General features: G+C 45.7%; 21 protein-coding genes, 1 tRNA gene and 3 pseudogenes. 12 read left to right on the forward strand and 13 right to left on the reverse strand.

Translation table 11 applies throughout. The annotated features are described in order from the left end of the window. Nucleotides 1–45: 45 nt before the first annotated feature. Both MC7420_RS07300 and MC7420_RS07305 read right to left on the reverse strand, forming a co-directional pair. The gene (locus MC7420_RS07300; protein ID WP_006099405.1) at nt 46–2445 is read right to left on the reverse strand and encodes a tetratricopeptide repeat protein; all 2400 of its coding nucleotides are present in this window, start codon (nt 2443–2445) and stop codon (nt 46–48) included. Between the two features lie 254 nt (nt 2446–2699). Next, nucleotides 2700–3461: a tetratricopeptide repeat protein gene (locus tag MC7420_RS07305; protein WP_006099372.1), complete on the reverse strand. Its 762-nt coding sequence runs from the start codon at nt 3459–3461 to the stop codon at nt 2700–2702. An 815-nt stretch (nt 3462–4276) separates the two neighbouring features. Between MC7420_RS07305 and MC7420_RS07310 the strand changes: the two genes are divergently transcribed. From MC7420_RS07310 to MC7420_RS07340, 7 genes are all read left to right on the forward strand, one after another. Further along, on the forward strand, nt 4277–5581 hold the full coding sequence (locus tag MC7420_RS07310) for an ABC transporter substrate-binding protein (RefSeq protein WP_006099336.1): 1305 nt from the start codon (nt 4277–4279) through the stop codon (nt 5579–5581). A 47-nt stretch (nt 5582–5628) separates the two neighbouring features. After that, entirely contained in the window at nt 5629–6534 is a 906-nt protein-coding gene (locus MC7420_RS07315) for a carbohydrate ABC transporter permease (protein WP_006099194.1), read from the forward strand. 7 nt (nt 6535–6541) lie between these two features. Then, nucleotides 6542–7417, forward strand: a complete 876-nt coding sequence (locus tag MC7420_RS07320; RefSeq protein ID WP_006099575.1) for a carbohydrate ABC transporter permease — start codon at nt 6542–6544, stop codon at nt 7415–7417. 114 nt (nt 7418–7531) lie between these two features. Next, nucleotides 7532–8626, forward strand: a complete 1095-nt coding sequence (locus MC7420_RS07325) for an ABC transporter ATP-binding protein (protein WP_006099593.1) — start codon at nt 7532–7534, stop codon at nt 8624–8626. A 114-nt stretch (nt 8627–8740) separates the two neighbouring features. Further along, entirely contained in the window at nt 8741–9289 is a 549-nt protein-coding gene (locus MC7420_RS07330) for a hypothetical protein (protein ID WP_006099588.1), read from the forward strand. A 47-nt stretch (nt 9290–9336) separates the two neighbouring features. Then, the gene (locus MC7420_RS07335; RefSeq protein ID WP_044205720.1) at nt 9337–10680 is read left to right on the forward strand and encodes a TIGR03279 family radical SAM protein; all 1344 of its coding nucleotides are present in this window, start codon (nt 9337–9339) and stop codon (nt 10678–10680) included. 369 nt (nt 10681–11049) lie between these two features. Continuing rightward, on the forward strand, nt 11050–12366 hold the full coding sequence (locus MC7420_RS07340; RefSeq protein WP_006099529.1) for a helix-turn-helix transcriptional regulator: 1317 nt from the start codon (nt 11050–11052) through the stop codon (nt 12364–12366). Nucleotides 12367–12602: 236 nt separating this feature from the next. Here MC7420_RS07340 and MC7420_RS07345 read toward each other — a convergent pair whose 3' ends face one another. From MC7420_RS07345 to MC7420_RS07360, 4 genes and pseudogenes are all read right to left on the reverse strand, one after another. Further along, complete coding sequence (locus MC7420_RS07345) at nt 12603–12869, reverse strand: type II toxin-antitoxin system RelE/ParE family toxin (protein ID WP_006099389.1); 267 nt, start codon at nt 12867–12869, stop codon at nt 12603–12605. A gap of 2 nt (nt 12870–12871) precedes the next feature. Then, nucleotides 12872–13078, reverse strand: a complete 207-nt coding sequence (locus MC7420_RS07350; protein ID WP_006099324.1) for a hypothetical protein — start codon at nt 13076–13078, stop codon at nt 12872–12874. A 263-nt stretch (nt 13079–13341) separates the two neighbouring features. Continuing rightward, a pseudogene (locus tag MC7420_RS43765) lies at nt 13342–13506 on the reverse strand (type II toxin-antitoxin system VapB family antitoxin). Between the two features lie 45 nt (nt 13507–13551). After that, nucleotides 13552–13773, reverse strand: a pseudogene (locus tag MC7420_RS07360) (Uma2 family endonuclease); the annotation flags it as partial. Nucleotides 13774–14039: 266 nt separating this feature from the next. Here MC7420_RS07360 and MC7420_RS07365 point away from each other — a divergent pair. Together MC7420_RS07365 and MC7420_RS07370 are read left to right on the forward strand one after the other, a co-directional pair. Beyond that, nucleotides 14040–14783 carry a sensor histidine kinase gene (locus MC7420_RS07365; protein WP_269546256.1) on the forward strand — a complete coding sequence of 248 codons (744 nt, stop codon included), beginning with the start codon at nt 14040–14042 and terminating at the stop codon, nt 14781–14783. A 163-nt stretch (nt 14784–14946) separates the two neighbouring features. Then, nucleotides 14947–15732: a DUF4058 family protein gene (locus MC7420_RS07370; protein ID WP_006099359.1), complete on the forward strand. Its 786-nt coding sequence runs from the start codon at nt 14947–14949 to the stop codon at nt 15730–15732. 219 nt (nt 15733–15951) lie between these two features. Here the strand turns inward: MC7420_RS07370 and MC7420_RS07375 are convergent, their stop codons facing one another. Continuing rightward, the gene (locus tag MC7420_RS07375) at nt 15952–16362 is read right to left on the reverse strand and encodes a hypothetical protein (protein WP_044205571.1); all 411 of its coding nucleotides are present in this window, start codon (nt 16360–16362) and stop codon (nt 15952–15954) included. 203 nt (nt 16363–16565) lie between these two features. Here MC7420_RS07375 and MC7420_RS07380 point away from each other — a divergent pair, with 203 nt between their 5' ends. From MC7420_RS07380 to MC7420_RS07390, 3 genes are all read left to right on the forward strand, one after another. Further along, nucleotides 16566–17405: a potassium channel family protein gene (locus MC7420_RS07380; protein ID WP_006099482.1), complete on the forward strand. Its 840-nt coding sequence runs from the start codon at nt 16566–16568 to the stop codon at nt 17403–17405. A gap of 106 nt (nt 17406–17511) precedes the next feature. Continuing rightward, entirely contained in the window at nt 17512–18441 is a 930-nt protein-coding gene (locus tag MC7420_RS07385) for a metallophosphoesterase (RefSeq protein WP_006099200.1), read from the forward strand. Between the two features lie 191 nt (nt 18442–18632). After that, the gene (locus tag MC7420_RS07390) at nt 18633–19727 is read left to right on the forward strand and encodes a serine/threonine protein kinase (RefSeq protein WP_006099473.1); all 1095 of its coding nucleotides are present in this window, start codon (nt 18633–18635) and stop codon (nt 19725–19727) included. Nucleotides 19728–19839: 112 nt separating this feature from the next. On the opposite strand, the gene MC7420_RS07395 is transcribed toward MC7420_RS07390, so the two are convergent. The 6 genes and pseudogenes from MC7420_RS07395 to MC7420_RS07410 form a co-directional block, all read right to left on the reverse strand. Then, complete coding sequence (locus tag MC7420_RS07395; protein ID WP_006099192.1) at nt 19840–20079, reverse strand: hypothetical protein; 240 nt, start codon at nt 20077–20079, stop codon at nt 19840–19842. Between the two features lie 22 nt (nt 20080–20101). After that, a tRNA-Leu gene (locus MC7420_RS07400) sits at nt 20102–20184 on the reverse strand. Beyond that, nucleotides 20163–21032 (reverse strand): M48 family metallopeptidase, encoded by an 870-nt coding sequence (locus MC7420_RS36635; protein ID WP_006099461.1) that lies wholly within the window; start codon nt 21030–21032, stop codon nt 20163–20165. Before MC7420_RS36635 ends, MC7420_RS07400 begins: the two co-directional genes overlap by 22 nt. Nucleotides 21033–21121: 89 nt before the next feature. Continuing rightward, entirely contained in the window at nt 21122–21298 is a 177-nt protein-coding gene (locus MC7420_RS39340; protein WP_006099503.1) for a hypothetical protein, read from the reverse strand. A 4-nt stretch (nt 21299–21302) separates the two neighbouring features. Beyond that, a complete protein-coding gene (locus tag MC7420_RS07405; protein WP_044205725.1) occupies nt 21303–21725 on the reverse strand; it encodes a tetratricopeptide repeat protein in 423 nt (140 codons plus the stop codon). A 60-nt stretch (nt 21726–21785) separates the two neighbouring features. Continuing rightward, nucleotides 21786–22813: pseudogene (locus MC7420_RS07410) on the reverse strand (RNA-guided endonuclease InsQ/TnpB family protein). Nucleotides 22814–22961 lie beyond the last annotated feature (148 nt).

Genomic DNA, 22961 nt, shown 5'->3' on the forward strand with positions numbered 1-22961 from the left:
GTGAAACGCTTTTCCTGTCAAGCTTTTGAGCTGCTTGTCACCCCTTCAGAGTTCACAGTCTTTGTGAGGCGGATAGTCTACCTGTAGGGGCAAAATAGGTTGTATCTCTCCACGGTTATTTAAATGGAGTCCAATTTGGGCGCTGGGGAGATAGGTAATCGTGAAGGTATCGGGAAATAATGCATGAATAGGAAAGCGGTGTAAGTCGCGATGGGGAATCAGAATTAGATTTTGAATGTGAATGCTGGGATTGGTTATGGATTCGGAATTCAGTTGAGTTAAAATAGCAGGAATATTCAGGATATGCTGTAATTCTTCCAGTAAATTAGGTAAATTATCCTGCCAAGATTGCCCCAATTCTTGCTTCGCTTTTTTATAGTCGGGGGGCTGGGCGGGATTCTTACGATAATATTGATAATATTCATCCCAGGTTTTAATCCAATCCTCTAAGAGTTTAATCCCCCTGACTTCCCCCGACGCGGAGAGAGGCGCATCAATAATAATCGGATTTTCGCTATTGTGTTTAATAATAAACGTCGTCAGAGCATTTGGACTCAGATGCCAATAAACAATCGCGGTTGTGGGATTGGTGAGAGATTGAATCTGGCGATAATTAGGACTAAGCGTGGTTTCATTTCGGGCGTCAAGTATCCAGGTGAGATAGAGATTCTTATTCATCTCGGCAGCTTCTAATGCCAAGGTAGGTTCACCCTCTTCGACTAAATCATCAACCCGCATTTGGGAGAAGGGGAGTAATTTAGCCAGGAGTTGGCGTTTCTGGAATGTGGATTTTTGACTATTTAATAGGGTTTGGAATACCTTTAAGCCTTGGTTGCGCCATTCCTTGGCTTCTGTGTGTTGGTTTAAGCCCAATAAGACGCGAATTAAGTCTTGGAGAACCTCTAAATGCAGTTCAGGATAGGCGTCTGGGGTTAGGGTAATCAAGGCTTGGTGATATTCGGTTACGGCTTTATCCCAAGAGTCGCGGTAATTGCGCTGGTATTTTCCTTCCTTATAGTGGGCGTTTCCTATGGCTTGATGCAATTGTCCCCAACCTTCGGGGTGGGTGTCTTGGAGACAATGCTTTAAGCCTTCCTGATACGATAACAACTCTCCTTGATAACCGCGTTGAGTGAGAGCAGGATTGGGCAAGATTGGGGAGGTATTGGGAAATTGGAACTGTAAAGAAGTCGCCGCTTCGGGATTATAGTGTCGGGATTCTCCAACAGCAATCCCTCGGTTTAGCCAAGCTTGGTGTAAATCAGGTTTGATTTGAAGGGCTTTGTCAAAAGATGCGATCGCTTCTTCATATTTTCCTAAATCAGCCAGCGCCACACCCCGGTTGTTCCAAGCATAGTGGAAATCAGGTTTGAATTGAAGGGCTTTGTCATAATTGGCGATCGCCTCTTCATATTCTCCTAAATCAGCCAGCGCCACACCCCGCATGAACCAAGCTTGGTGGAAATCAGGTTGGATTTGAAGGGCTTTGTCATAATTGGCGATCGCTTCTTCATATTTACCTAAATTACCCAGCGCCACACCCCGGTTGTACCAAGCTTCGTGCTTATCAGGTTGGATTTGAAGGGCTTTGTCATAATTGGCGATCGCCTCTTCATATTCTCCTAAATCAGCCAGCGCCACACCCCGGTTGTACCAAGCTTGGTGGAAATCAGGTTGGATTTGAAGGGCTTTGTCATAATTGGCGATCGCCTCTTCATATTCTCCTAAATCAGCCAGCGCCACACCCCGGTTGTACCAAGCTTGGTGGAAATCAGGTTGGATTTGAAGGGCTTTGTCATAATTGGCGATCGCCTCTTCATATTTACCTAAATCAGCCAGCGCCACACCCCGCATGAACCAAGCATAGTGGTTATCAGGTTTGAATTGAAGGGCTTTGTCATAATTGGCGATCGCACCGAGAAAATCCCCTGCATCAAATTGCTGATTCCCTCGATTAAACCACACTTCTGCCTGCTCACTATCGCTATTTTCAATAGAACTAATCGAATCTGAAAGCGATGTCTCAGCCGATACCCTCTTCCTTTCTTCCACCGCCACCACTTCCTCCCCTTTTCCCGCAGGTTTCATTAACAACTCCCTGCCAATCTCTGCGGCGATTTCCCCCAATTCCCCACACCCTACCCGACTCAATCGCACCAACTGCGACGCCAACTGATGATCCGCCTCTGGCAATTTCCGTAACCGCTTCCCATACTCTCGCAGCCACGCCTTAAAATAGCGGTCATTCCGATGTCCTAAATGTTGGAATACCTCTTCTGAGTTCCATCCCTGACTCACCCCAGTTAGCAGTTGTCCAAATAGCTGCTGATAGTCTGTATCACTGAGGCGTTGACGTTTCACCCGCCTGTGTCGTTTCTGTTTGAGGAAGGGGGGTAATATCGGCTGAATTAGCCGGATTAGCCACCGCCAAAACCGCTTCACCATTGGCTTGTCGAAAAGGGGGTATTATTTTAGTGTATATCGTTATTTTATCAATGGACAATTAATAATTGATAATTGATAATTGATTAATTGGGTCTCTCGAACTTGTCACCCTCATCCCCTAACCCCTTCTCCCATCGAGGGAGAAGGGGAACCAGACTGTTCAATATACTATGATAAGTCTCTAAACTACTTCCTCTTACATACCTCTTGCTCCCCTCTCCCCGGAGTGGGAGAGGGGCTGGGGGAGAGGGGTTTTAATTCACATCAATATCACGCATCCCTTTGATATCTGGAGACGATTCAATCGGTGATATAGCGCTTTCTTTTTCTCTTAATTTATCCATCGCTACACCCCAGTTGTACCAGGCTAATTGATAATCGGGTTTAAGTTGAATCGCTTTCTCATAAGAGGTGATCGCACTTTGATCATCTCCCAACTTCCCCAAAGCCAACCCCCGATTATTCCAGGCTTCGGCGTAATCGGGTTGGTGTTGAATCGCTGCGTCAAAAGACGCGATCGCACCGAGAAAATCTTGGTCGGCGAGTTGCTGTTTCCCTTGATTGAACCAGGTTTCGGCGGCATCACTTTCGCCTGTTTCGCTGTGATCTGTGTCTCCCGTTTCTTCCCGATAAGCTTCCCCTTTCCCCGCCGATTTCGCCAATAAATCCTTGCCAATTTCTGCCGCAATTTCCCCTAATTCTCCACAGCCGACACCACTCATCTGCAATAATTGCCAAGCGAACTGATGATCCGCCTCGGGTAATTGGCGCAACTGCTGTCCATACTCATACAGCCACACCTTAAAAGCGCGATCGCTACTCTGATATCCTAAATGTTGCAGGATCTGTTCCCGATTCCATCCCTGATTCACCCCAATCACCAATTGCCGAAATAACTGATGATAATCTGCATCACTCAGGCGTTTTTGCCGTCGCCTGTATTGTTTGGGTTTCAGGAAAGGCGGTACGATTCGCCAAATCAGCCGCACTAGCCATTGCCAAAGCCGCTTGATCATCTGCTTGTCGGAAAGGGGTTATTGTCCCAGTGTATATCCTTGGATCATCGGGGTTGGGTCAATCCTGTCTCATGCGATCGCCAGTCGAGTCGGCTAAAAAATCGGATTAATTAAGGTCAACTGGGGAAATATAGGAAAAAATCAGTCATTTCCCCCAAAGCTTTGGCTAGGCTAATTTATTAGGTAAAATTCTAAAAAAGCATCGTCACTTATTCCATTGAATTTTAGCAATGCCACTTTGGTTTAATGCTGAGTTTCAGTCACTCCCCATAATGCACCCTCTAATGGGGCATAATCATCAATCTCTGTGAGTATGGCGAATGACGAATGACGTAGCTGGCTTCTCGCTTGGGCGAGTATGACAAATGACCTTCCTATAACTCTTTTGGTAAAATGTCAACCAACTATCGAGGTATGAATTATGTTCAAAAATATGTTACAAGTATCCTTTTACACCCGTCAATCGATTGACCTAGCCGATTTTGTCTGATTGTCCTCCAGGAAATGTTAACTTAAATAAAGTTAAGTTTCATTTCTTTACATCTACCCCTAACCTAAAGTATAGCAACCGCCATAGCGGTTAGGACACATCATTTATGTAGAGACGCGCCATGGCGCGTCTCTACAATGGTGCCGAAAGTCCTAATCGATGTGTCTACTGCTATAACATCTCATGAAATCAAGTAATGAGGTTAAGGGCTTGATAAGCGTTAGCTAGAATGAGGCTGAAGCTTATCAGCAATCCTGTGTGAGACAGCCTGTCATTGTCATCGCACAGTAGTGCATTGAACCTTATTGAATTGTCAGAGCATCCAATGAACATTAGTCAGCAATTGGGCAAACTCAAACGAGGCATCTTCAGAATCAAAAAAATCCCTCGTTTTTTCATCTTACTGATTGCCACAATTGCCACGATTCAATTTCTCATTCTCCCCGCCTTGACGCAACAACCCGTCACGGTTCAAGTATTGATGAGCGCCCTAGAAGCCGCTCAGTGGCAAGAATTTGTCGATGAATTTGAAGAACAAAATCCCAATATCAATCTAGAAATCCTGGAAGGACCTAACGAAACTAACCTGGTAGAAGACCTTTATACCTCGGCGTTCTTACTCGGTGATTCACCTTACGATCTCGTTTATCTAGACATTGTTTGGGTCCCAAAATTTGCCGCAGCCGGATGGTTAATGCCTCTATCTGACCGAGTTTCCCAAGACCAATTATCGAAGTTTATGCAAGGGGATGTAGAGGGAGGACGCTATAACGGTGAACTGTATCGGATGCCCTTGCGTTCCGATGGGGGTATGCTCTATTACCGTACTGATTTATTAAAGCAGGGTGGATACGAACCCCCCGAAACCTTTGCCGAACTCATGCAAATTTCTCAAGCCTTGCAACAACAAACAGGAGTTGAATGGGGATATTTATGGCAAGGAAAGCAATACGAAGGTTTATCTGCCATGTTTGTGGAAATCCTGGAAGGATTTGGTGCCTTTTGGGTGAATCCAGACACACTAGAAGTTGGACTAGATCAGCCAGAAGCTATCCAAGCGGTCGAATTTTTACTGAATACCATTGAAAAAGAGGTTTCTCCTCCCGGCGTCACCACTTATGCTGAAGAAGAAACCCGCCGCTTATTCCAAAATGGTGAAGCTATTTTCTTGCGAAATTGGCCCTACGTTTACCCATTAGCCGCAGACTCAGAGATTGCGGGTCAATTTGCGATTAAGCCGATGGTACACCAACCAGCCGATAGTAGTGGTGCTTGCCAAGGCGGATGGGGATTGGGCATTTCTCAATCCACGCAACACCCTGACGAAGCCTGGAAAGTGATTGAATTCTTTAACCGTCCGGATGTCCAAAAACGATTTAGTCTAGCAACAGGTTATGCACCAGCACTCAAATCACTGTATACCGATTCTGAACTGGTGGCTAAATATAGTTACTTTCCCCAAATGCTAGAAGTCCTGGAAAAGGCTGTTCTGCGTCCTCCTATCGCCCAATACGCTCAAGCCTCAGATATTTTACAGCGTTATCTCAGTGCGGCGATTACACAAACAATGACGCCAGAAAAAGCGATGAATCGAGCCGCCCAAGAAACGCGAAGACTTTTAGGAGATTAAGGTTCAGCCGTTAGTTGAACGGCACGTTGTAAGTCGATAAAATTACGATGAAACAAGCTTCAATTCGGCAACGAGAGATAAGAACGGGTTGGTTACTCACCCTACTTGCCATACTTATCTTGCTCATGGTGTTTGCCTATCCCATTGGACGAGCATTTTGGTTAAGTTTATTCAATCAAAATCTCGGCACTGAGTTACAGCCAGAATTTGCTGGCTTTGCCAATTATGCACGGCTTGTCGGTGATGGACGCTTCTGGCAAAGTATGTGGCACACAACGGTGTTTACTCTGTCCTCGATTGCCCTGGAATTAGTGTTGGGAATGGCAATTGCTTTGGTGCTAAATCAAGCCTTTTTTGGGCGAGGTTTAGTTCGCACTGCCGCCCTGATTCCTTGGGCATTACCCACCGCTGTCATGGGGTTAGCCTGGGCGTGGATTTTTAATGACCAGTTTGGCGTTGCCAATGATATTTTGCGATTATTGCCCGCCGTTGAGCCGATTACTTGGTTAGGTGAACCAATTCCGGCAATGATCGCATTAATTGCTGCTGATGTTTGGAAAACAACACCATTTTTCGCGATTATTTTGTTGGCAGGATTGCAATCCATTTCTAAGGATCTTTATGAAGCCCATGCAATTGATGGGGCGACTCCCGTCCAAAGTTTTGTACAAATTACATTACCCCTACTGACCCCGCAAATCTTGATTGCTCTGTTATTCCGATTTGCTCAAGCGTTCGGAATTTTTGACCTGGTACTGGTGATGACAGGGGGCGGTCCAGCGAATGCGACGGAAATGATTTCACTCTACATTTACGACACGGTGAGACGCTATTTGGACTTTGGTTACGGTGCAGCGTTGGTTGTCGTCACCTTCCTCTTGCTAATTCTCGCCGTGGCAATTGTGGGCTTTTTGCTCTCAAAAACCCGGATTAATGTTTTAGGAGACCAATAGATTAATCATGGCAATCGCTCAACAATCATCATCCAAAAACAAATCAAAAATCAATACCAAGCAAATTCTGCTCTGGGTTGGGGTTGTATTAACGCTAATCTTTTGCCTAGCACCAGCCCTTTGGCAAGTTTTGACCTCGTTCAAGATCAATGAGGCGATTTCGACAATTCCGAATGTCTATTTTCCTTCGCCTGATCAACTGACTTGGAATCACTACACGCAGCTATTTGAGCGGTATCCCTTTTTTCGTTATATCCTGAATAGTGCCATTGTTTCATTAACCTCCACCTTCTTGTGTTTAATCGCCGGAGCGCCCGCTGCTTATGCCTTAGCACGGTTACGAATTCCGGGAGAGCGGATTGTTTTAGGCTGCGTTCTTATTGTCAGTCTCTTTCCCTACGTGCTACTGTTTCTGGGACTGCTAGAGGTGGTGAAACTTTTAGGCTTGGGGAATAACTATATGGCTTTAATTGTTCCCTATACCGGAATTAATTTACCCCTGACTATTTTGGTGCTGCGGAGTTTCTTTCAACAACTGCCTAAGGATCTAGAAGATTCTGCCCAGGTTGATGGGTATAACACCGTACAAATGCTGTTAAAAATTGTCCTGCCGATGACAATTCCTGCTCTGGTAACGACGGGAATTCTAACGTTTATTTTTGCTTGGAATGAGTTTATCTTTGCTTTAACCTTTATTACGCGAGATGAAATGAAAACCATTCCTGTAGCCGTGGCTCAAATTGGGGGAACTTCTGTATTTGAAATTCCTTATGGTCCGATCGCGGCAGCGACAGTAGCGGGAACGATACCCCTGATTCTGTTAGTGCTATTCTTCCAGCGTCGTATTGTGCAGGGCATCACTGCTGGGGCAGTTAAAGGATGAGATTGTAGGGGCGACCCGCTTGCATCAATTAACAACGGTGTCCATTCAATCAACTCGGGTCACCTTTTACCATTTCTTGACAGGTTCCCATTCAAAACTCAATAGGTAAAAATCATGGCAAAACTCGAACTCCAGAATCTACGCAAAGAATACAATCCAAAAACGGTACCGATTAAAGACATTAGCCTAGATGTCGAAGATGGCGAGTTCATGACATTTATTGGACCCTCTGGCTGTGGTAAATCCACATTGCTGCGATTAATTGCTGGATTGGAGACGCCAACGAAAGGCAGAGTAGTGATTAGTGGACAAACAGTTAATGGTGTACCCCCAGGCGATCGCAATATTGCCATGGTTTTCCAGAGTTACGCCCTCTATCCTCACATGACGGTGGAGGAAAATATCAGCGCCTCGCTGAGAATCCGTAAAACTTCTAGCGATGAAATTCGCAAGCGCATTGATGATGTGATTATCAAGCTAGATTTAGACCGCGCCTTACTCGAACGCAAACCCGGTCAACTCTCCGGTGGACAACGGCAACGGGTAGCGGTTGCCCGCGCCTTAGTTCGGGAACCGGAAGTCTTTTTATTAGATGAACCCTTGAGTAACTTAGATGCCTTACTGCGAGAACAAGTTCGGGCGGAACTCAAGCAACTATTTAAATCCCAAAACAAGCCCGTCGTCTATGTTACCCACGACCAAACCGAGGCAATGACCCTCTCGACTCGCATTGCCTTGCTGTATGAGGGCGTCTTGCAACAGCTTGATACCCCCTATCAGATTTATACCTACCCAGCCAATAGTTTTGTTGCCAGTTTCATGGGTAGTCCCCAAATGAACCTGCTAACCCTTAGCTGTCAGGAGAATTATGCCATTCTGGGTAACTTTAAACTGAAAATGCCCGACCTGCGGAAAAAACCGCGCCAAATTATCATGGGTGTTCGTCCCGAAAATGTGCGGATTGCTAAGCAAGGAGATGAACAAACCATCAAGGGTAACGTGTTTTTGGTCGAAGATATGGGTAAAGAAAAACTGATCAGCGTGCGGGTGCAGGGTTCAGACGGGTCAGAAGGCAAGACGATTCGGGCGTTGTTAGCCGCTGATAACTACTGGGATGGTGAAGAAGATACGGTGACTCTCACCCTACCGGAGAAAACGATGCACTGGTTTGATGTGGAATCAGGCGATCGCCTCACGCATCATTCCTAACCGACCCAATCATCTACCCGTAGAGACGCGCCATGGCGCGTCTCTACACGGTGGGGTCAGGTTTTCCCTATACCTTTATGATTAGAAGTGGGCGTCTAGTCGAAAAATCATCAGATGGACTTTCTAGAACTTGATCCAGGTCACGTCGATATTATTCTCCAATATAAAGCTAAGTTAGAAAAGTTAGGGGTTCAACTCAATGATGAACATCTAAAAGAAACAATCTACAACTATGCCCACAACTTAGAACCCTCGATTCAAGCGTTCATTGAGTACTGTGCCAAGGGACTACTTGAGAAGCCAAATGATTATCTGATCAAAGCCTTACGCTACGGTTGGAAACCGCGAAACATTGCCAATCCCCCCGAATTACCTGTATTCACGGCGGCTGATTTTGATACCGGACAGACTCCAGAACAACGACAAGAGAACTACCGCCGATTGTGTGACTTGGTGAAACAGTCTTGCCATTCCTCCAGACCATCCACCGGACTGAAACCCCTGCGCCGTCTGCGCCTCTATGGTCAACGACCTGATCCCACCACCATTGCCCAATTCATGGCAGATCCCATTCTTCGACCCGAAATAGAACGGGCAATTTCCCAGCATCCAGAATGGGGGTATGAAATTACACCCAATGGCGTTCAAGAACTAGAATTTTGAATTCCCTGTTCCCTGTTCCCTGTTCCCTGTTCCCTGTTCCCTTTCCAATGAGTGAAACTTCTATCCGTCCAGCTTTAATTAATAAAGTAATCCCCAACTCCATTGCCGCTGAGGTGGGGTTTGAACCCGGTGACGCCATTGTCTCGATTAATGGTACACCTCCCCGTGACTTAATCGACTATCAATTTCTCTGTGCTGATGAACTATTGGAATTAGAAGTCCGAGATGCGGCGGGAAAAACCCATTCTGTAGAAATTGAGAAAGACTATGACGAGGATTTAGGACTAGAATTTGAAACTGCCTTATTTGATGGCTTAATTCAGTGTAATAATCGTTGTCCTTTTTGCTTCATTGACCAACAACCTCCCGGAAAACGACAGAGTTTATATCTCAAAGACGACGACTATCGGCTCAGTTTCCTCTATGGTTCATACTTAACCCTAACCAACCTCACTCAAAGCGAATGGAATCGCATCGAACGCCTACGTCTATCTCCGTTGTATGTTTCTATCCATGCCACTGAACCGGACGTTCGCAGCCGACTCCTCAAAAATCCTCGTGCTGGGCAGATTTTAGACCAATTACAATGGTTTCAGGAACGACGATTACAAATTCATGCTCAAGTTGTGGTTTGTCCTGGTATTAATGATGGCATTCACTTAGAACGAACCCTCATAGATTTAGCCCAATTCCAACAGAATGAAGTTCCTGCTGTTGCGTCAGTCGCTGTCGTTCCTGTGGGATTAACTCGCTTTCGTCCCTCAGAGGATGAATTAATCCCTGTTAGTCGCCAGAAAGCAGCAGAGGTGATTCAGCAAGTTCAATCGCTACAAACAAAATTTCGCCAACAATTCGGGTCTACCTTTGCTTGGTTAGCGGATGAATGGTTTTTAATCGCCCAACAGGAATTACCGTCAGAATCTCATTATGAAGATTATCCCCAAATTGGGAATGGTGTGGGTTCAATTCGCCAGTTTATTAAACAATTTCAAGATGCAGCAACGCGGATGTTACCAACTCGTGTAGAACCTGCGCGAGAGTTAACCTGGGTGGTCGGTAATGCAGTGGAAACGGCGTTTGTTCCACTCGTGCAGCAGTTGAATAAGGTTGAGGGATTGGAGGTCAAACTAGCCGCGCTACGGAGTGAGTATTGGGGACAAGAGATTACGGTTACGGGGTTATTAACTGGACAAGATTTGCTTGGGTCATTGTCAGGAAAAGATTTCGGCGATGGGATTTTACTGCCTTCAGTCATGCTGAAACATGATGATACGCGATTTTTAGATGATATGACCGTGTCAGAGGTGAGTCATCAGTTAGGAACTAAAATTTGGGTGGTTCGTGGTATTGAGGAATTACTTGAACGTTGTGTGGCAAAACAATTAAGTTAATTGATCAGGACTGACCTAAATTTTGTCATCTTTGGCTTGTAGTAAGGGCTTCAGCCCTATCTTTTGTTGGGTAACAGTCGTCAACCCAATCTACAATATTCCACAATTTTAGCTGTGTCAGTCCACGACTGGTATGACCCAGCTAAAATAGGGCTTTGTTTGCAGTGAACACAAAGAGTGCTCTAACGCCTAGCTGAAGAGGGCTGAAGCCCTCACTACGAAGCCAACCTATCCCACAATTTTAGCTGGGTCACGCCACTACCCCAGTTGGTGCGTACTCAAATGACTGATGTGAGCAAAATCTATTTCTCCTCATGAATATGAGTTAACCTGAAGGATGAAATAGGTTATAAGTGTGAGCATCGAACGGTGATTTCTCAGGATTTTCTCAAAACCATTGCGACTGAACGCAATTTATCCAAATCGGAACTAGAGGTGTTGTCCCTGGCGATGGAGGGTCATGGAACGGCTGCGATCGCGTCTCACCTTCAGATTAGTGGGGATGCTGTGCGTAAGCGACTTAGCGAAGTCTACCAAAAGTTTAAGATTCCGGGTAGAGGTCCGGTTAAGCTGACCAAATTGCAACAAATCCTGGTTAACCGCTATCAAGAGTATCTCCAGCAGCAAAAGGATACCCCAAACCGTCCCCCTGTTTCAGAGAGTCCCCCTACCTCACCCCAGCCACAAAATCGCCGGGATTGGGGTGAAGCACCCGATGTTTCTGTATTCTACGGGCGTGGCGATGAACTGAAAACCCTGGAACGGTGGATTATTCAGGAACACTGTCGCTTAGTGGCGCTGTTGGGGATGAGTGGTATTGGGAAAACGGCGTTATCGGTGAAGTTGGCGAAACAGTTACAGGATAACTTTGAGGTTGTCCTGTGGCGATCGCTACGTCAAGCCCCTTCTGTGTCTGATCTTCTCGCCGCTTTAATTCCAGACTTGTCCCCGCAACCGGAAACGGTAATCCCTAAAACCCCTGATCAGCGCATTTCTTGGTTGATTGACTATTTTCGACAGCATCGTTGTTTGGTCATTTTGGATGGTGTGGAGTCGATTTTGCAGAGTGGAAAGTTAGCCGGGATTTACCGAGAAGGCTATGAAGAATATGGTGATTTTTTCCGTCGTTTAGGAGAAGAACCGCACCAAAGCTGTGTATTAATTACGTCTCAGGAAAAACTGAATGAAATTTCGTTATTAGAAGGTGAGACATCACCTGTTCGTTCCTTTAAGTTAGAAGGGTTAGGAGACGCGGCTCGATTAATTTTAAAAGAAAAAGGATTGTCTGGCGAGAAAAAATGGCATCCGTTAATTCAAGGGTATCGCGGTAATCCGTTTATGCTCAAGCTGGTGGCGACGACGATTAAGGAAGTGTTTGATGGTGACGTGACGGATTTTTTATCAACGACGTTGTTCACTCATGATATTAGTGATTTTATTGAGGAAGTTTTAGACCGCTTATCGGAATTAGAAGAAAGAGTATTGGTTTATCTGGCTCACCAAAAAGAGGCGATTTCGTTTAAAGCATTGCAACAGCATTTTAGCGACACATCGCCCCAAGAAGTGATTCGGGCGCTGGGTTCTCTGAGTCAGCGATCGCTGGTGGAGAAGTCGGAGGGTCGATTTATTTTACCACCTGCTGTTCGGGAAGTGACGCTGCAATTAATGACTCCGTTAGAGGATTGAAGCCACGGCGATTGAAATCGCTGCTACACAAACAAAGTCCGCCTACGCGGACTGACTTATAGCTAGGGTGGGAAACCTGGATTTAGTATAATTGGCTTGAGGGAATGACATCTAAACCGATTCTTTAATCATGCGACTCCGAGTTTCTTTCCTGTCAAGATATACTCAATAAATTTGGTTATTCTGGATTCTGGATTCTAGATGAATAAATCCAGCTTATGTATACTGTTAGTGCATTAATACACTTCATCATGGCTGCCAATATCTACACAAACAGCCTTTCCATCTTCTGTAAAGTAGAACAATACCCTCTCATCGTAATCTACACTGAAACTCCATAAATCTTTAAGCTTGCCTGATAGTTTGTGTGTTTTCAAACTTGGCTCGAATGGATCTACCGTAAACTGTTCTAATTTTTGCCAAAACCTTGTTTCTAAATCTGGATTACCCTTAATGCGTTTTTTGAATGCACGTTTAAACGAAGAGCTGAAACTGACTTCCACAATTATTCCTCTATCAGTTGTCTTAGTTCGTTAATATTGGCAGAAAACTTTAGTTCCCCTTTTTGCTGTTCAACCTGCGCTGACTTGAAGTTCCTATATATCTCGCCACGGCGTTCTTCACGGATGTATTGCTTCAACAACAGTTGAATTTCCAGCTTTTCATCTGTGGAAAGATTCTGGATCGCCTCAACGACATCATTAAAAGTCATAATTTATCATAGCCTCATCATACTGACCTATTCTTTACATTAACTATGGCATAGTCACACTTCAATCCTCAACCTCACCCAACTCCTGCTTTCCTTAACTCAGCGAAACCAACCTTTCTCGATGCCATCACTTGCTTCGATCGTACAATCTACCTGATCACCGATGCATCTCTCGTCACCCTTCCTACCTTCTCCCCCTATGAACCCTCCCTTGTCAACAATAACGTTCATCTTGTTTGTCTTTGTTGCTTGTAATCATAATCTTATTCATAGTCTATCGTTCCAAATAACTCCAAAACTTTCAGTTGTTTGCGACGTTGAATGTATTCTCGCAAAGCTGCTTCAATCAACCGATCTGCTGTTGAATGTTCGCACAATGAAAGTGCTTATTCAATAAGCTTTTCGTCAATTTCAATATTGGTTGCCATGGATTTATCTAGTACAATTAAGGTATGACAATATATTCAATTTTAAGGCAGAGAGTAGATTGTAAGATTACCAGTGGCATAGAAGTCAGTGCGTTCTCGCCACCACCACTTGAGGCAAGCCAGCAGGAGTTCTATTTGATCTCGATGTAGGTCACTTTCCAAGGGAGGTTCATCACTCAACAAATCGCATGGAGGAATAATAATATCCTCTGTGTTGTTAAGGGAAGTAATTTGATCTGTTGGTGCTGAATCCTTGGCAAGAGTCATCGGGAAGGATGGTATACTTCTATCTTTAGTTTAAGGGTCAGATTCGCTGATGAGCGATCGCGCGTTGCTGCCAAATCCGTTTTTGTAATCTTACCTTTTCTCCTTCCCTTCTGCCTTCTGCCCTAAACTCTACGCCCTGAAGGGGTGAAGCCCTGGATGAAGCGGTAGCGTTTATTCTAGATATTAGCGATCGCAAACAATCTGAGGCAGTTTTAAAGCGACAATCTCAGGAATTAGCCCAAGCCAACCGCCTAAAAGATGAGTTTCTGGCAACCCTTTCCCACGAACTCCGCACACCCCTGAATTCAATCCTGGGTTTAGCCAAGCTTCTACCCATGCGCCGCTTGAATGAAGAGAAGATGGCGCGGGCGCTGGAGACGATTTCTCGCAATACTCAATCCTTGGCGCAACTGATTGAAGATGTCCTGGATATGTCGGATATTATCACCGGAGAATTGACGCTGCATGTCTCGTCGGTGGAACTACTGCCGATTATTGAACGGGCGATGGCTTCTATGCGGGCGGCGGCTGAGGCAAAGGCACTGCAAATCGAGATTCAGTTAGATACTGAAGTTGCTCCCATATTAGGGGATGCCAGCCGCTTACAGCAAATTATGTGGAATTTACTCTCCAATGCGGTCAAATTCACACCCAAGGGAGGACAGATTCAGGTTCGCTTAGAACAGATTGAGGATCAGGCGCAAATCCAGGTAAGTGATACCGGGATTGGGATTCATGCTGAGTTTCTCCCCTATGTCTTTGATCGCTTCCGTCAAGAAGACGGTTCACTGACGCGATCGCACGGCGGTATAGGGATGGGATTAGCGATCGTGCGTTACCTAGTGGAACTACAAGGCGGTACCGTGTGGGCAGAAAGTCCCGGATCAGGTCAGGGTGCCACATTCACTGTGCGCTTTCCCATCTTTCCTCAAGGCAGAAGGCAGAAGGCAGAAGGCAGAAGGCAGGGGACAGGAGGAAAGAGGCAAAAGAGAATCGCCGTAGTCAAGTAGAGACGCGCCATGGCGCGTCTCTACAATGGTGCCGAAAGTCCTAATCGATGTGTCTACTGCTATAAAATCTAAGTAACCTGTCTAATTCCGCCAATTCCCAACGCTAGGACAAAACGACGATAAAATCTAAGCAACGAGAATCGAACGCCGAGGGAGGATTTTTATGCCAAACCCTTTTCCTGGGATGAACCCTTACCTAGAACACCCAGAAATCTGGCCCGGAATACATTTATTACTAATTAGTGAACTGACTAAGTTCCTATCTCCTCAACTACGTCCCAAATACAGAGTTGCGGTTGAAGTGCGTCTGTATGACACCATTGGCGAACAATCACTCCTGGTTGGTATTCCCGATTTAACAGTCAAAGGTTCACAGGCGACAACTGAACAGTCAATGACCAATGTTGCTGTCGCCCCATCCCCACCTCAACCCCAGACCGTACAAGTTCCCGTACCTGAAACAATTAAACAAGGTTATTTAGAAGTACGAGAAGTCGCCACAGGTGAAGTTGTAACCGTCATTGAAATCCTCTCTCCAATTAATAAACTTTCTGGAGAAGGTCGCCAAGACTATGAAACTAAACGCAATAAAATCTTTGGCAGTTCAACTCATTTAGTGGAAATTGATTTACTGCGTAAAGGAAAATCTTTGCCAATTTATCATAGCAATAGTCAAACTCATTATCGAATTTTAGTCAGTCGAGGAGATCGTCGTCCTCAAGCTGATTTGTATGCTTTTAATCTACGAGATACCATTCCCTCATTTCCCTTACCCTTGAAGTCGGGCGATCGCGAACCCTTCGTAGACTTACAGGTATTGTTGAATAATGTGTACGATCAAGCCAGTTATGATTTAGCCATCGATTATACTCAAGAACCCATACCGCCATTATTAGCAGATGATCAGGTTTGGGTAAATACATTATTAACCGAGCAACAACTGCGATAATGCTAGCAGGGGAAGCTGCCGCGATCGCAGCATCCGGGAAAATTAGCTGGTAAGCTGTTCGGCATTTAAATGCATGACAGATTACTAAGAAATGTTAACAAGCATAAAACTCTTACTGTTCCCTGTTCCCTGTTCCCTGTTCCCTGTTCCCTGTTCCCTGTTCCCTGTTCCCTCATCTCAACCGTTAACTTTTATTTTCCCTACCTACTTACTGATGATTCATTGTTCAAGAGGAAAATAGCGATCAAATTCAGCTTCATACTCCCACGCGATTCCCTGTGGATCACGAGTTCTGGTGTAGTCAGATAAAACCACAGGATAGCCTCGGATGTCGGTTAACTTCTTCGTATCGCACTTCAGGCGTTCGGCTAATTGGTTCTGAGTCAAGCTTTTGTCTTTAGGAATCGCTGATGGAGACACTGGTGGGGATGATTCGGCTGTTGAGTCGCCACCTTCGCTTGTATCCAAGTTATTCGGGGGTTTAGGTAGAGGAGCTGTTCCCAAATAGGTTGATAAAATCTTACCGATCGCTTCGGCTTCAGTTAACGCCTGAGCCTCCATAAACTCCTTGAGTTTGCCGTAGGTGACTGGACTAATGTGGCCGACTACACGGAAATTCTGATTTGCCATAGTTTTCCCTTCCCTAAAACTCCCGAACCATTACGTTGACCTCTCAATGACTGCAATTCCGATAGCATTACCTATCTCAGCTTAGACATATCCCTAGTCAGGAATCCCCTCTCTCTAGGCTTAGATTTGCTTCCCCAGCTCCCCCTGCTTTCCCTGCTACAACACTTATTCAGCCCCTACCTATTCCCTCAGATGCAGGTTTTTTGCCTCGTGGTGAGGTAATCTGCGATCGCATGGACTGTTTTAGTTTCCCTTATGTCACAAAAAAATTGCCCGCCACTACGTTAGAAAGAATTTATTTTGTCGGTTATACTATCTCAACCCTAGGGATGGGGAGTTATAGTCCTCAAGGTTCAGTTTGGCAAATTGCCACAGCAATTGCTTCTGTGAATGGGTTCTTTTTAGTTACCTTGGCAATCGCCTATCTCTTACCTGTGGTTTCAGCCGCGACTGAGCAACGCCAACTGGCGGTTTATATTTCCTCTCTCGGTGGTACGGCTGACGAAATTCTTGTCAGAGCCTGGAATGGCAAAGATTTTGGGCAGTTTGACCAGCATTTAATTGCTTTGACACCAATGCTTGCCCAACAGGGAGAACGCCATCTAACTTACCCAATTCTTCATTATTTCCACAGCATTGAACGGTCTCGCTCGATCAAGCTGAGTTTAGTGGCTCTTGATGAAGCGCTAACCATCTTGGACTATGGCATTAAACCATCACATCAACCTGATCCGGCGGCGCTAGGTGCAGCACGCCGAGCAAGTGCAGCTTATTTGAAAACACTCAAATCCGCTTACTTAAAACCCGCCTCGGAAAACCCACCGCTTCCATCCCTGGAACGACTCAGGCGACAAGGGATTCCCACAGTGAGCGATCGCCAATTTTGGGACGCCACCAAACACGTCACCAAACGCCGACGGCTGCTATTAGCGCTGATTCACAATGACGGCTGGGTTTGGGATGCGATCGGCTCCAGCCAAACCACCAATCGGGCTACCCCCTTAGATGACCAGACGACGATTGACAAAGTAATATTGCATTGATTAGGGAACAGGAAAGGGAACTTGTAGAGATGCGCCATGGCGTGTCTGGGAGTTGGGGGAGAAGATTATCAATAAACCATGAACAATCAACAATCAACAATCAACCATGAAAAAAATCAAGTATATTCTCTTAGGCTTAGTCGGACTATTCTGTTTCCTTATAATTTGGGGCTTGATTGAGCCTTATATCCTCGACACAGAAGAAGAAGTTGCCGTCATTCCCAATCTTCCTGCGGCTTGGCAAGACAAACGAATTGGATTAATTTCCGATTTTCAATACGGGATGTGGCTAGATAATACCCCCACTGTCCGTCGTAGTGTCGCCAAACTGGTTGAAGAACGCCCCAGTGTCGTCCTGATCAGCGGTGACTTTATTTACCATGCCTTTAAAGGCACAGACCCAGAAATTGCTAACATCGTTGATTTAGTCCGTCCCTTACCAGAAGCCAATATTCCCACCTATGCCGTATTGGGTAATCACGACTACGGTATGATTAGCCTGGATACTCCACCCAAAAAGAACTTAGCAGCGCGGTTGGAGACGGCGTTGGAGGACGTTGGTATAGAGGTTCTGGAAAATCAAGCCGTCAAATTATCTCCACCGGGACAATCTGAAGAAAATCTCAGTGATGGAAATACCGACTCCTTTTATTTAGTGGGTATTGGTTCCCATCTGGCAAACAACGATCGACCCAAAGAGGCGATCGCGCAAGTGCCATCCACAAATCCCAGGATTGTAATGATGCACAATCCCAAATCATTTCCAGCGTTACCTGCCAATACTGCACCCGTAGCAGTTGCTGGACACACTCATGGTGGACAAATTCGCCTACCCTTCACACCCCAATGGTCTTGGTTAGCATTAGCTAAAAACTGGGAACATATCGATGGCTGGAGTCACGGCTATGGTGCCTCAGGTAATAAACTGTATGTTAATCGTGGGATTGGCTTTAGTGATCTGCCCATTCGACTCAACTGTTCTCCAGAGGTCACTTTATTTACACTACAGTCTCAATCATTAGAGGTTGGTGAATAAGTATTGTGGTGAGGGAGGGAACAGTAATTTATTTCTAGGGGTAGATGTTAATTTAAAGAAGTTACCTAAACCGGATGGCACTGAAAATTTGCATTTTTGGATCGCCAAAACCCTGGATATACCGTAGGGTGGGCACTGCCCACCAGCATACCAGTCAGTACCATTCCACCTCAACCCCCCCTAGAAATCCGATGAGCTACTGTATCAACCCCAAGTGCGACCAACGGGAAAACCCTGAGTATCTGGAATACTGCCAAGGCTGTGACACCCCATTAACCATCAACAGTCGATATCGGCTGCTGAAACCCCTTCGACCCCTAGACGCACCCAATCCCACCAAAATCTTTGAAGTCCAAGATTTGGCAGCAGAGGCGGCAATCAAAGGGACAAAACATAAAGTACTGAAAGTTTTAACCCGGAACAATTCCACCTTAGTTCGCCTGTTCAGACAAGAATCCGAAATCTTAAAGAAACTTAACCATCCGGGTATTCCTAAAGTTCAACCTGAAGACAATTATTTTACCGTTTCTGTCTCTCGCCGTGCCAGACCTTTACATTGCTTAGTGATGGAAAAAGTGGAGGGGATAAATTTACGAGCATGGCTCAAACATAATCAACCCATTTCCGAAGCCAAAGCCATTGAATGGCTAAAACAGTTACTCGATATATTAGATACGCTGCACCAACAACAATATTTCCATCGGGATATTAAACCCTCGAATATTATGCTGCGACCCAATGGTCAACTGGTGCTAATTGATTTTGGGACAGTTTGCCAAATGACGGGTACAGTTGTTCAACGACTGATGGGAAAAGATGCAACCGGAGAAGGAGTTTTTTCACCTGGTTATACACCTCCTGAACAAATCAACGGTAATGCGGTTCCTCAATCGGATCTTTATGCCTTAGGACGTACCTTCGTCCATTTACTGACGGGTAAACATCCTTTAGAACTAGAAACCAACCATAAAACAGGTGAATTAATGTGGCGCAAACATACGCACAAAATCTCTGAACCATTAGTCGAGTGGCTTGACTATTTTATGGCTCCATTTGTCCATCGTAGACCGCCAAATGCAGCGTTTATTTTGCCGCATTTTCAGAAACAACCCCTTCCTCATCCAGATATACCCAAAACCTCTCCACTTCCCCTAGGGTTAATGATTCTCAATCTTGTTATTTTCTCAATTTTATTAGTCTCAGGAGTCCTCTGGTTACAAGCTTACCAACAGCACCAGCGACAGTTGTCTCCTCAAGGGAATGTTCTGTTAATGCAGAGAAGTTAAAGACATTCATCTGAGGCTTTGTGCAGCAAGCCCTATAGTACAGAGCCGTTTTCTTTTGCCTATTGCCTATTCCCTATTGCCTTTCCCCACCACAACACTTACTCAGCAGACCCTACCTAATTAACCGGACTTGATATGAAAGCGCAACTACGAACCCAAAAAAAGAGGGAAGAGTGTCTTTTTCTCTTCCCCCTTGCTGATTCTGTTGTTTGGCTTTTCCGCTTTCTCTCAACTTCTTCCGCAACATTTGCCGTTGCTTCTTCAGTTGTCTGGATCTGGCGGAACCGCCTTTACCTTTGTCATTTCGCCCTTGACGGCGAGGAGACTCCCAACTCTTGAGTCGTTGTGTCATGATCACCACCTCTAAATCTGAATGGGCGGAGAGAGACTCGAACTCTCACGACCAGAGGTCGCCACATTTTGAGTGTGGTGCGTCTACCAATTTCGCCATCCGCCCTTGGATGCAACCTTTGTATTATAACCAATAGATGTCGGTTGTAGCAAGGACTGATAGGCTTGAGAACTTGCCCATTTATCAATTTCCCGCGCCCTTAACACGGGGACGGGGTGGCTCAACTGGGCAGTTTGAGCGGATTTGAGCAGTTCTCCCAATTCCGAGTTACTGATATCATCATAGGCTCTGGCTTGGGCGATAAAGGCGTCGAGGTTTAGTTGGGGAGCTAGGGTTGGTGAACCGCCAGCGAGTTTCATCAGCACCGACATCACCACTCTGGGATTTTGAGTTGCCAGCAGAGCCGCGCGATCGCAGGAAAATTCCGCACACCTTAACCACTCCAGCATCTGTTCTTGAAGGCTTTGGGCAATTACAGCGCCCCAATTTGGCAGTAAAGACGCCGCTAAAATCATAATGTTGAGCGGTGTCAGATAAACCCCATGCTCGCACTTGAGATGTCCCAATTCGTGAGCAATCACCGCCTGAATTTCTTCGGGGGTCAGCATATCGATTAAAGCGGTGTGCAGGACGATAAATGGCTGCTTACCCCGCATGGCAAAGGTATAAGCATTTGGCACGGGATGCTGCTGCACGTATAGTTGAGGGGGTTCTAAGTCCAGGGTTTTGCAGGCGTCTAGCAGTAAATTATGCAGGTGTGGTAGCTGATTTTCTCCCACCAAAACACTAGCAGCAATATTATTCAGGTAAAAGAATTGTTCCGCCACAGGTCCGAGGAGATTTCGCACCATCAAGTCCAGTCCAGGGAACTGCTTCAAGGCTTGGGTGGCTTGGAAATCAAGGGGATGACGGAACTGGTCTGCCTTTAGACCAACTAACAGTGTTTGGGTCATGGGTTATTGGTCGTGGGTCATGGATCTTATGTCTGAAGTCATTGGTTGCTTCAATGACGTCTAATCTCTAGTGTATCGAGAAGCTGAGCCTAAAACATCGGTTCAGTTGTCGAATCATCTTCGGAAATTACGAAAAAACGGTCATTTGAGATACAAAATTCCCTCCGATTTGACCGATAAGCGATCGCTCCTCCAGCTCCCCCAGCTTCCCCAGCTCCCCCAGCTTCCCCAGCTCCCCCAGCTCCCCCAGCTTCCCTTATCTGCAAGGTATCACCCCTCAGATAACCATTGTTTAACCCGCTTTAAACTATCCCAGTCAGGCTTCCTACTCAGTCCATCCTCAATACTCTCAAAGACATCCTGACGAACTTGAGAATCCGTCGCCATCATCTGCTTAACGGTGTCAATGTGTTTACGCACCCCAGTTTGCCCGGTTTCCAACATCGCTACCGCTAGGTTGACTCGCGCTTGGGGCGCATTGGCATCAATTTTCGTCCCCTTAAGCGCTACTTTATATGCCCGTTCCGCTTGGTCATCCAGCAAATACAACCAAGCCAGACAACTCCAAGCGGCGGCGTTTTTCGGGAAGCGATCGCACAGTTGTTTAAATACAGGAATCAGGGAATCAGGTCCCTCACCCGCGTTGTAGCGTTCTAAGCCACTCTCGAACAGAGAATTAACAGTTTCGGTCATAGATTCAATTTTAGCTTTACCGCGATCTGATTGTGACATCCTCCTACACCGAATCGAAGATTACGGTGTAGGCTTCCTTACCTCACGATAAGGCATTGCTCCCCTACGCCATTTATCTAGGCTCATCGCCCCCGACACCTCGACTTGAGAGCCAATTTCTTGCTTTTCCAGAGTCCCTGGATACGTTTCTAGTCCACGATTGAGCAGTTCTTGAGCCGAAGCGATATCTCTGTCCACTTCATAGTGGCATTCAGGGCAACAATGGACTCGATCAGAGAGTTCTTTTCTCGCTGTGATTCGGCAATTTGGGCAAGTTTGAGAAGTCCCTTTATGGTCTACTTCTCCAACAAATACTCCTCGCTTCTTACCGACAAACTTGACAATAGAGCGAAACTGACCAAACCCTGCATCAATTGTATTGTATGCTTTCCCAAAAAACCCTTCGCCATAATACGGAAATCAATGTCCTCGACAAAGATAGTATCCGCCATGTCGCAAAGCTTATGGGCAAGTTTATATTGATAATCCTTCCGCTTGAAAGCGATATGATTATGCTGCAACTCTACCTTTTTTCTAGCTTTCTCGTAGTTCTTGGAACGCTTCTGTTTCTTCGCTAACCGACGTTGTAGCACTTTAAGCCGACTTTGTTCGGTTTTGAAGAATTTGCGTCCAGGCTCAGAGTAGCCATCGCTGGTTGCCAAGTAGGAAAGCAGTCCCACATCAACTCCAATGGCATGACCATGAGGGGAAGGTTCTGGAATCTCGACATCTGAGTACAGACAGATAACTGCAAACCATCCCATCGCCTTTTTGACCATCCGCACTTGTTTGACTACAAACCCGTCAGGGATAGGTCGATGCAGGTTGATTTCGACTTTCCCTAATTTGGGAAGTTGAATATGCCAACCACTCATAATGTACTCAGATTCCAAGCTACACCGATCTATTGGACACTTGCGAGAAGCAATCCAATCCTTGAGTTCCCGTAACCCATAGTTATAGGACACCCGCAGCGTTTCCAACCACTCATCGAGAAGTTGGGTTTGCTGTTGGTCGGGTTTGATACGGTAGGTGTAGTTGAGAATCATGACTAGATTCTACCACTCTTTTCTCAAAATGGTAAACGTCAATTTCGGGGGCATCGAACCCCGCTCAATTGACTTGGGGAGTGAAGGCATCCCAACGCCAAATCAGAGATTATGGCGTAGGACTTATAGCTCCCCAAACCCCTCGTCA

The sequence above is a fragment of the Coleofasciculus chthonoplastes PCC 7420 genome (genome assembly GCF_000155555.1).
Classification (GTDB): domain Bacteria; phylum Cyanobacteriota; class Cyanobacteriia; order Cyanobacteriales; family Coleofasciculaceae; genus Coleofasciculus; species Coleofasciculus chthonoplastes_A.